The sequence below is a fragment of the Candidatus Rokuibacteriota bacterium genome, assembly GCA_030647435.1.
Lineage (GTDB): Bacteria > Methylomirabilota > Methylomirabilia > Rokubacteriales > CSP1-6 > AR37.
On the sequence record JAUSJX010000061.1, the window covers coordinates 1 to 9,812 of the forward strand.

Here is a 9,812-nt window from a genome sequence, read left to right on the forward strand (position 1 = left end):
TTGGCGTGCAGATCGAAGCCCTCAAGGTGCGCCTGCCGCGGCCCGCGCGACGTCACGGCCGCCGTGTCGCGCGCGTCGCCGAGCCGCCGCACCCGCGCCCCCGCGCGTGGGCCCAGCGCCACCCGCCCCTGCACCGAGGCCACGACGATCCCTGCCAGCCCGGGGGACTCCTCGGCGAGCCGATCCGACGGGCCCGTCGCGTCGTCGCCGGGCTCCAGGCCCCGGCGCACCAGCAGCCGCTGCACCCGCTGGCGGATCGTCGCGAGCGCCGCCGCGACCTCGGCGTCGGTCGGCGCCGGCGCCGCGTGAAACGCCAGCGCGCCCCCGGGGTCTTCGCTGAACACCCCGTCCAGCACGAGGGTATGAAAGTGCAGGTTTCATGTGAAGCGCCGCGTAATGTGAAGTAACCCATATCCAACATTCATAGACCAGCCACCGCTGGGCTTTCTGGTGGCTGGTCTGTAAAGAACGCTACACATTATTTCCCGGTGGCTGGGAGAGTTGATCGAGCCACTGGAGGATACTTGGCGTCGACCATTGACGAAGGGCCTTCGCTGTTTTTGTTTGTGGGGGTTCACATGATTCCAGGGCTTTGCGTTTCATGTTCATGTCGATCTCAACATAGCCATGAGTGGTATTCACATCCGCATGACCAAGCCAGTGTTTGACGACGCTAATGTCATTTCCCGACTGAAGCAGGTGCATGGCCGTCGTATGCCTCCACGTGTGTGGGCTGACTTTCTTGGACTTCACGGAGGGGCACGACTGCGCCGCCTGCGCTGCATACTGACGCACAAGATAGCGGATTCCAAAACATGAGATTCGCCGGCCGTTGGCATTGACGAACGCTGGAGAGTCTTCGAAAAGGGCGGGCTTGCGAATGGAGAAACCTCACGACGATGTGCGAGAGGTGCAACAACGGGAAGCGTGATCGCTCATGGCTCTTCGACATTCACCTCTACCGAGGTCACACGGTGACAGGCACTGTCGGGTGCCGGTGGGACTCCAAGCGTCGTATCTTCTGGCCCGTCATCAACGGCCGCGTCCGGCGGGCGTGAGAGTGAATTCTCACGGGCTGGCAACAAGATGGCCGTCGTTGAGGAGCGCAGGCAACATTAGCACCCTCCGGCGGCGCGGTCGCCCCGTCCGTGGGCCCCATCCCCGTGACATGAGGTGCCATACTCAGACACCGGTCGCCCCAGGAGCCGCTGCCACAGCGGTCAAACGGCCAAGCGGCGAAGCTTGACGGTCGACACAGTATGGCTCGACGAGAGTTGTTCCAACCGCGCCGGATCTCCTCCTACGAGGAGCTTGCTAATTGCATTCAAGTCCTGACACGACGGAGCCCCTCTGCCCGCCTCGTGTTTAGGGGCCAAACCAGCTTCCACGGCGGACGCCTCATCCCGTCCGTCCGGCGACCAAGGGCTTCAGACCCTCCCCTAGTTGCAGACATGTGGCAGTTCGCTACAGCAGGAATGATCGGGAGGATGTTTGCCCGTAGACAAGGCCTTCCCGACTCACCTTTTCTTGAGCATGCGTTGAAACATTATCTCCTTACTGATGAGCTTGAGTGGGCCGGGTCCATACTCAACGATCTCTTTGGCATGGTGCTGCAACACTACGGATCGAGATCACACTATGTGGACGTCAGCACTTCATTGGACCATGCGCTGTGGTTCGCGCACTATCAGTTCTGTAGTTCTCTCTTGGAGGTCCCCACAATCTTCGGTGCGGCTCCGGGCGCGGCGGCCGAACCGATAGATCGGAGAGACCACCTCAAGAAGCTGATACTTGCCGCATCGTATCGGCCAGCCTGGCCCCACGGACTTGAAGACGGCTATCTCTTCGCAATCACGCCAGCGAGAACAATTGACGAACGCACCACTCTGGAGGCTGCTGAAGAAGCGAGTGCGCTGCGCCACGGTGACTTCCTCGACCTTAGTCCGTGGGAGGAATTCACCCGTGCACAACGCCAATGTGCTGGCGTGGTGTTTTGCGATGTCTCTAACGGAGACGGTGCAGTCGAAGCTCCCCTCATGCAAGGTGTCTTTGTCTTTGCGCTGCCGCTAAGAGGAGCCGAGCATGTCTTTCGATGGACAGTGTCGCACTTGTTCCCGTCGCCGAGAGAGGACTGGATGTATGCCGAAATCCTGTCGCAGTCGGCATTCGTTCAAGCGCAGCCGAACGCTTCAAGCCTCACTCGGCTAAATCCTCTTCCGGAATACTACTCAGGTCTTCCGCCCACTGACGACCCAGGATGGGTCGAGCACCGTGCTTGTGATCGCGTAATCTGGCCCACGTGGCTTCATCCATGGCTGCAAACGCCTGACAATCGTCTAGGCACATGGGCGATTGCTGATCGAGAGTATCGCGCCCAAGATGACCTCGCAATCATCGCAGAGCCCCTGCTACTGAGGGATCTCTTGGATCATGAATCTATTCGCGTGGTGGCACGCTCCCAGAGCATCGCGTTTGCGGGTGACGACCCATTCGCGGCGGAGAAGCTTGCCATTGACCGGCTGAGCCGTGCATGGCCGTTTCAGAAGCCCAGCGTGTTCATAGAATTCCACCCGTACAAGTGGGCGGTCGTGTCGCCCGAGTTCGAGCCATCTCTCATTAGAGGGAGGAGAGAGGAAGAACTTCCAGCGTGGATGGCAAACGTTCGGGCCGTCCAGATCATAAGGCACGGCAGAGCCTTCGGGGTGCGACTGTTCCGATTAGGCAAGTCTGGGATCGAGGCGTCTGCTGGCCACTGGTTTACACCTAAGGCGATAGGCTATGGGATCCCAGCGTTCTCTGTAGAGCCGAGTTCCCTTAGGCAGAGCGACGAGGCGAGAGCCGAGGAAGCATGGTTGTGCAGAATGCTCGTGTGGCTCTTGAAGCTTGCCAAAGGTGAATGGCGGCTTAGGGACGCGCGCATAGGAGGCCACACGTATTGCGTCATTCACTCACAGTGAAGGAGGGTAGTCAACATGAACGCCCTTCGGCACCGCCCGCCCCCCTCGTGGCCCCCATCCCCATGACATAATCTCTCGACTCGGACGCTGGCCGCCCCAAGAGCCGATGCCACAGCGTCAACATGGGATTGAAACGACCGCGGCGGTCGTCTCAATCCTTACCGGTTATGCACTCCGTCGGCGGTGCTCCGCGCAAATCTCGTTAACCTGGAAGATGCAAGGACGAGCTTCGTCTCCAAGGACGCCGCAGCTCAGTTTCGTTCGATTTTAGTGACGACGCAATTGGGTTGTCCGGCCTTGAGATCTCCCAGGAGTCCACCGTAGTTGACTGCCCAGAGCACGGAGTCCTTTGCCTCAAAAAAGAGATGGCTTTGAACGGCGCCGACAAGTCTCCACGTTTTGTCGATTGCGACAGCGGAAACACTTGGGCAACGAGCCGAGGTCTGAGCTTCAACTCGACTGGCGAACAAGGCAGTGGAGGTATTCCAGAATGCCGCACGGATCGGAGCTATGGCGATCACGACCAGAGCCATTGCGATGAAGGTCAAAACGGCTTTTGTGTAGCGGTCGGCGGTTAGCATGGGATGCCCCCCTTTCGAAGTTTCGCTAAATCCCTATTCCCCGCAATTCGGCGTCCGTTGGGCCAAGCTGCGCCGAGTTGGCGAAGAGCGCCAACGGGCGCGGAGGCGTCAAGGAGTTGGTGTAGAGGAGGTCGAGGCTGCGTCCAGACGACATGTCGCGCTCCCTCCGCCGAGATAATCGCGCCTGGCTGAGGAGCGTAGGCAACATTAGCACCCTCCGGCGGCGGTCGCCCCCCTCGTGGCCCCCATCCCCATGACATAATCTCCCTACTCAGACACCGGGCGCCTCAGGAGCCGATGCCACAGCCGTCCACGGGCCAGAAAAGCCCGAGCGCGGCCGCCATGACGCACACGTAAAGCCCCCGCATCGCGTATCCCCCCGAATTCACTGTCTCGGCTCACATCGCCGCGCCGACACCGGCCGTCAGCTCCTCGATCGCCGGCTCGACGTCAACCGCGCGTCAATCGACACCGAATTCAAACACGCCGGTCGTCCACATCTCGCTTCCAAATTGCGTCGGCACAAACGCATATTCTCCAGGCGTGAGCGGACCCGCCGGCTTGACGCGGCCGCCTCCGTTCAGTTCGGGCTGGGCCGAAATCTTCACGACGTAGTCTTCGTCGACCCCGCTCTTGTCCTCGAACTTGAATGGATGAAACGTGCGAAGCGCGAGATTCCGGTCGGCCTTTCCCGGCTTCAGTCGGATGAGTACCCACTGCTCGCCGGGCGTCGCGGTACGGAATTCGGGCTGCCGCTCGGTGATCCGATACTCAGCACGAGGATTCACGAACACCACTTCTTGCTTGGCGAAGAAGAGGTAGTCTTGGGTCGACAGTTTCCCATAGATCAGCTTCAAGGCGACGCCCTTGCCATCGCGCAGATGCGAAATTAACTCGCCTGTCACCCTGGGATCCCTCGACCGCGCGACTGGAGGCGGCGTGCCACCCATCGCGGACATCATTGCCTCGAGCACCTTATCCGACACACCGCTTCGCTTGAGGGCAATCAGAGCATTCGTGCTGAGGTCGAACTTTGTCTCGGTGGCCTGGATCTTTTGGACAATAACCGTCTCGGGAAGACCCCCGCGAACCATGGCAACTACAGAATCGTTCGTGAGCACTTCACCTGCGAAGACCCAAGCGACCGTCGCAAGCAGAATGATAAAGAGCAAAGTCGCGAGGAATTTTGCGCCAGCTAGGAGCGGCAAGTAGCCCCCCGGTTGTTTCGATCCTCGACCCACATCACGGGTTGTCATGGGCACCCCGGTGTGATCAGCGGTGCGGTGATGCTACGTGCCGGATTCGCGAATGTCAATGAGGTGAGGCGAATCAGTAGCCCTCGCGCCCCGACGCGCGGCAGCGTAGCAGGAACGGCGTCGTGCCCTCGTCGCGGTCGATCGTCACGGTGCCGCGCCCGCACTTCGGGCACACGTACACGTTCACCTTGCCCGCGACGCTCACTGGCAGCCCTTGAAAGCCCTTCTCGAACTGCAGCGCGTCCACGATCCGCTTCTGCACCAGCTCGATCAGCCCGGCCTGCTCCTCCAGGACCATGGCTCGCCTCGGCGCTGAGCGTAGGCAACATTAGCACGCTCCAGCGGCGTTCGCCCCCCTCGTGGGCCGCACCCCCATGACATAATCTCCCGTACTCAGACACCAGCCACCCCTGAGCGATGCCACAGCGCCGGAACGGACCATCGAGCTTAAAGATTGGCGCCGGGGTCGGCTCATGGTCTGGCGGATGTAAGAATCGCGTTCAACGCGCGAGCAACCCCTTGCGTTCCAGGAGCGCGCGCGAAACCGGGGCGAGCGCCGCCCCGAGCGAAGCGGCAAAACGAGGGATTTCGCTTTCGGCGACGACAACGATCTCGGTGTATTCCGGGCTGCCCTGGCGGGCGTGGCTTTGCCGCAGCCGCCCGTCAGTGCAAGGTGATAATGAGCGTGCGGATGAGGGAATCGTTCAGTCCTCCTCCACCGCACAGCTTCTCCGAGATGGAAAGGACATTCGTGCCGGTGACAAACTTGTCTTTCGGCACAACGACTTTCACCTCCGTCATCACGCCGAGACCGGAAGCGCCGCTCGTGGCAAGGTCCCGAACGTCGTGGCTGTTTACGGCGAGCACGGTCGGGCAAAATGACGTGAGTGAGTACATCGCCACGTCGATCACGGCGACCGTGGGAAGCTCTGTGAGGTTGAAGGTCCACTCGTGGAAGCTTCGGGGGTTGGGCGCCCGCTCGTCGGCGGTGAAGTCCGAGAGGTTCCCGCCGCCGTCGCCGATATGGATCGGCTTGTCCGTCCGCTTGTGGAGTTCGATCCGTTGTTTGACCGGTCCAGAGACCGGCGGCTCGCTGACTCCTGCGCAAGCGGCAACCAGCGCGGCCGTCAGTCCAAGCAACAAATTTCGAAGGAACATAGCTGGTCTCCCCTTCCATATTCACCGTTGAGATCAATCCCCTTGCCGTGCATCCGTCCGCGGTAACGTGACCGGCAGACCCCACTGCTTCCACCCGGGTCCCGCCTCACTGCCAAGAAATCCATCCGCGATGTTGTAGACGCTTTTAAAGCCTGCCTCCGGAGCGTAGCGTAGATAGGATGAAGCCGGCTGGCTTCCCCGCTTGACGTGGTGGCATACACTGCCCCACAAGAGCACCCGCGGTCAACGCCGCAGAAAGGGCCGCAGAAAGGGAGAGGCCAGCCATGGACCATATTGGCATCGACGTGCACAAGAGGGAAAGCCAGATCTACATCCTCGCCGAGGGCGATGAGGTCGTCGAGCAGCGCATCCGCACCGAGCCCGAGCGCTTCGCCGCCGTGCTTGGCACCCGGCCCCGGGCGCGGATTCTGATTGAGGCCTCGACCGACAGCGAATGGGTGGCCCGCTGCCTCGAGGCCCTCGGCCACGAGGTCCTCGTCGCCGATCCGAACTTCGCGCCCATGTATGCCACCCGCTCCCGCAAGGTCAAGACCGACCGGCGCGATGCCCGGGCCCTGGCCGAGGCCTGCCTGCTCGGCGCCTACCGCCCCGCCCATCGCCTCTGCGATCCCCAGCGCCACGTGCGGGGCCGCCTCGGGGTCCGCGACGCCCTGGTCCACACGCGCCCGCGCTACATCTCGCTCATCCGGGCCCTGCTCCGCCAGCAGGGCTACCGCGTGCCGTCCGGCAGTGCGGAGAGGTGTGTCGACCGCGTTCAGGCCCTGCCCCTGCCGGGCCGCTTGCGCTCGGTGGTCGCGCCGCTGCTCGCCGTCATGCGGCCCCTCAACCAGCAGCTCGCGTACTCCGACGCGACGATCGAGCACCTCGCCGTCCAGGATCCCCGCGTGCCGCGGTTGCGCTCGGTCCCCTGTATCGGCCCCGTCACCGCCGCCGCCTTCCTCGCCGCCATCGACGACGCCCAGCGCTTCCGCCACGCCCATCAGCTCGAAGCCTCCCTCGGCCTCGTACCCCGCGAGCACAGCTCCGGCGACACGCAGCGCCGCGGCCCCATCACCAAGGCGGGCCACTCGCGCACCCGCTGGCTCCTGATTCAGGCCGCCGTCTCGATCCTCCGCCGACACCCGCCGCAGGCGGAGGAGCTGCGGACCTGGGCCCTGCGTCTCGCCGCGCGCCGCGGCAAACACGTCGCCGTCGTCGCCCTCGCCCGTCGTCTCGCCGGCATCCTCTATGCGCTGCTGCGCGATGGCAGCGTGTTCGAGCCCCAGCGCGTTCGGCCTCCGCGTCCCACGGCTGCCGCCCTCGTGGGCGTGTGACCCAGTCGACGACGCCCTGACGATGCGGGCCCTGATCTCTCGCAGGTTCGATGGGTGGGTGAGCGCGACATGTTGCCTGGCCGCTGTTGCAGGGCCGCCGCGTAGATGGCGCCCCCACCCTCGAATCCCCTCATGCGCCGGCGAGCATCCCTCGCCCTTGACGAGCGCGAATACAAGGCTGACGGAACCTCGCGAGATCGGCCCCACTGTCACCGGCCAGCCGTGAACGGAACAGATCTCAAATCCAGAGGGAGGGACCGAGTGGCGACTTGACACGGCCAGCCGGCTTCATACAAGGCAACATTAGCACCCTCCGGCGGCGGTCACCCCGTCCGGGGGTCCCAGCCCCCTGACATAAGGTCCAGACTCAGACACCGGGCGCCCCAGGAGCCGATGCCACAGCTCCTGAAGTACCCTCTCCGGCGCTTCGGCCAGCCCGAGGAGATCGCCGCCGCGATCCTGTACCTCGCGAGCGACGAAGCGGCGTACGTGACCGGCGTGGCGCTCCCCGTCAACGGCGGCTACACCGCCATCTGACCGCGCCCCCGGGGCTCGCTCGGGACCTTGCCCTCGCGGTTCACACCCGAGCGGTCAATTCACTTGCTGACAACATGTACGCGGACGGATACACCAAAGGTCGGCATCGCGCGCTTTTCCGCTTGACAGCTTCCGCGGGGCGTCATGGCCAGGCAGGGTCAGCCCTCTGAGAGTGCCGGCCCTGCGGCCCACGGTTGGCGGCGGAAGCGCATTCGAGCGGGGCCGAGTGAAAAATCATTCCCCGTCCCGCAAACGCGCGCCCCAGACGCTCCACGGAGGTGCGGAAAGCAGGGTGTAGAGTCGGCGCAGGAGGACTCGCCATGCAGAGCTCCGCGCCCACTGTCGTCCCCACGCCGGAGCGCGTCGCGGCGCTCGACCGGCTCGGCGACGAGATCGCCGAGTTGTCCGCGCACCTCGACGCCGCCACCGCACGCCTGCTCTCGTTCATCCGGGAGTTCGACGCCCGCGGCGGCTGGAACACGGGCTTCCGCTCCTGCGCCGCCTGGCTCTCCTGGCGGGTGGGGCTCGATCTGGGCGCCGCCCGTGAACGGGTCCGGGTGGCGCGCGCCCTGGGCACGCTGCCGCTCCTGGCCGAGGCCCTCGGCCGCGGGGAGCTGTCGTACGCCAAGGTCCGCGCCCTGACTCGTGTGGCCACGCCGGAGACGGAGGCGCGGCTGCTCGGCGTGGGGCGGGCGGGCACGGCCACGCATGTCGAGCGGGTCGTGCGCGGCTGGCGCCGGGTGGATCGGCGGGCCGAGGCGCGGGAGAGCGCGCCGCGGCATGCGGGCCGTGCCTTGCACGTCTACCAAGATGAGGACGGCATGGTCGTTCTCCGGGGGCGGCTGGAACCAGAAGTGGGGGCGCTGTTCATGCAGGCGCTGGCCGCGGCGCGCGAGACCCTGTACCAGCGGACCCGTGTGTCGGACGGGGAGGGTGGGCGCGGAAACGTTTCTGCGGAAACGCCCTCCCTGGCCCAGCGGCAGGCCGATGCGTTGGCCCTCCTTGCGGAGACGGCCCTGCACCATGGGCTCGATCCCGGCGCCCCGGGGGAGCGCTACCAGGTAGTGGTCCATGTGGATGCTCCGGCGCTGGCCGATTCCGGGCAGCCGGGGCAGTCGGTCCTGGAAGACGGCGCGCGCGTTTCCCCGGAAACGTCCCGGCGCCTGGCCTGTGACGCCAGCCGAGTGGTGATGCGCCATGACGAGGCCGGGCGCGTGGTCGAGATCGGGGCCCGAACCCGGACGATTCCCCCTGCCTTGCGCCGTGCCCTCCAGCATCGAGACCGCGGCTGCAGCTTCCCGGGCTGCGGCGTCCGCGTCGGTCAGGGCCATCACCTCCACCACTGGGCCCAGGGAGGGCCGACGACGCTCTCGAACCTCGCGCTGCTGTGCCGCCGGCATCACCGAGCGGTACACGAGGAGGGCTATCAGGTCGCGCGCGGCCCCGACGGCGCGCTCAGGTTCAGGCGGCCGGACGGGCGCCCGCTGCCTGAGGTGCCGCAGGCTGCCGTGGTGCGGGGGGATGCCGTCACGATGCTCCGGGCGAGTCACGACGCGCTGGGGCTGCGTCTCGGGGCGCGCACGGCGTGCCCCGGCTGGCTCGGGGAGCGGCTGAATGTGGGCTGGGCCATCGACGTCCTGCACCCCCTGGCGCAGAGACCGAGCCCATACCGATGATCCGAACAGGCATCGCCGACTGCCCACCCTGACCCGCTTCAGGCGGGGTAGATGGCGAGACCGACCGCTCGAGCTGCGACTGTCAGCCGCGCGTCGACACCTTCAGGTGAGGCGGGCCATGACTGTCAATGAGTTTATGTTGGCTAGGCCCCGACGTCGGCCAACGACCGGACGCTAGCCCAACTTCCGCAGTTCGAGGGGGTCAGGGTAATGGTTTCAGTGGGTTACGGAAAAAGTCGGCACTACACCGGCGGGGTCTGGGCCAGGCCTCGGGCGATGCGGAGGCGCTCAGGAAGTTCCAAGCCGAGCCGGT

8 protein-coding genes and 1 pseudogene are annotated in these 9,812 nt (G+C 64.7%); 4 read left to right on the top strand and 5 right to left on the bottom strand.

Going from position 1 to position 9,812, the window contains the following annotated elements:
* On the bottom strand, positions 1-356 hold a 356-nt coding region (locus tag Q7W02_11260), incomplete at its 3' end, for a hypothetical protein (GenBank protein ID MDO8476742.1).
* Positions 357-1,259: 903 nt separating this feature from the next.
* Here Q7W02_11260 and Q7W02_11265 point away from each other — a divergent pair.
* Positions 1,260-2,957, top strand: a complete 1,698-nt coding sequence (locus Q7W02_11265; GenBank protein ID MDO8476743.1) for an FRG domain-containing protein — start codon at positions 1,260-1,262, stop codon at positions 2,955-2,957.
* Positions 2,958-3,208: 251 nt separating this feature from the next.
* Here the strand turns inward: Q7W02_11265 and Q7W02_11270 are convergent, their stop codons facing one another.
* The 4 genes from Q7W02_11270 to Q7W02_11285 all read right to left on the bottom strand — a co-directional run bounded on the left by Q7W02_11270 (position 3,209) and on the right by Q7W02_11285 (position 5,952).
* On the bottom strand, positions 3,209-3,538 hold the full coding sequence (locus Q7W02_11270) for a hypothetical protein (protein MDO8476744.1): 330 nt from the start codon (positions 3,536-3,538) through the stop codon (positions 3,209-3,211).
* 461 nt (positions 3,539-3,999) lie between these two features.
* Positions 4,000-4,794 carry a hypothetical protein gene (locus Q7W02_11275; protein MDO8476745.1) on the bottom strand — a complete coding sequence of 265 codons (795 nt, stop codon included), beginning with the start codon at positions 4,792-4,794 and terminating at the stop codon, positions 4,000-4,002.
* Between the two features lie 73 nt (positions 4,795-4,867).
* On the bottom strand, positions 4,868-5,092 hold the full coding sequence (locus Q7W02_11280; protein MDO8476746.1) for a hypothetical protein: 225 nt from the start codon (positions 5,090-5,092) through the stop codon (positions 4,868-4,870).
* A 365-nt stretch (positions 5,093-5,457) separates the two neighbouring features.
* Positions 5,458-5,952 (bottom strand): hypothetical protein, encoded by a 495-nt coding sequence (locus Q7W02_11285; GenBank protein MDO8476747.1) that lies wholly within the window; start codon positions 5,950-5,952, stop codon positions 5,458-5,460.
* Between the two features lie 284 nt (positions 5,953-6,236).
* On the opposite strand from Q7W02_11285, the gene Q7W02_11290 reads away from it, so the two are divergent.
* From Q7W02_11290 to Q7W02_11300, 3 genes and pseudogenes are all read left to right on the top strand, one after another.
* Positions 6,237-7,286, top strand: coding sequence for an IS110 family transposase (locus Q7W02_11290; protein ID MDO8476748.1), 1,050 nt, complete (start codon positions 6,237-6,239; stop codon positions 7,284-7,286).
* Between the two features lie 414 nt (positions 7,287-7,700).
* Positions 7,701-7,823 (top strand): annotated as a pseudogene (locus tag Q7W02_11295) (SDR family oxidoreductase).
* 320 nt (positions 7,824-8,143) lie between these two features.
* Positions 8,144-9,499: a DUF222 domain-containing protein gene (locus Q7W02_11300; GenBank protein MDO8476749.1), complete on the top strand. Its 1,356-nt coding sequence runs from the start codon at positions 8,144-8,146 to the stop codon at positions 9,497-9,499.
* Positions 9,500-9,812: the final 313 nt, after the last annotated feature.